This is a genomic window from Streptococcus suis (genome assembly GCF_002964045.1).
Lineage (GTDB): Bacteria > Bacillota > Bacilli > Lactobacillales > Streptococcaceae > Streptococcus > Streptococcus suis_U.
Window position 1 is genome coordinate 1 of record NZ_POPB01000022.1, and the last position, 267, is coordinate 267.

General features: G+C 37.1%; 1 protein-coding gene. It reads right to left on the reverse strand.

Features of this window, described 5'->3' with window-relative positions; genetic code table 11:
• Nucleotides 1–267, reverse strand: a 267-nt coding sequence (locus C1E99_RS00085; RefSeq protein ID WP_153060102.1) for an HAD hydrolase family protein, incomplete at both ends; no start/stop codon positions are given.

Here is a 267-nt window from a genome sequence, read left to right on the forward strand (position 1 = left end):
GTCACACGATATGCAAAATTTCCTGTTCCAGCACTCATAATCTTACTACCAAATATGCCTTTAGCAGTTCCAAAAGACAAATCCTTATGGTGAGTTTGCACATACTCCATAATTTGTTCAATTTGCTTTGGCTCTAAACTCTGACTATAAATAACTTCTTCTCTTGAAAAAATATATTGACCATTATAAGCAACGGCCAAATCTAGCCCTAAACTAGCCATATACTGCAAAACAAAACGAGGGTCACGTCCTGTAGCTAGACCAACT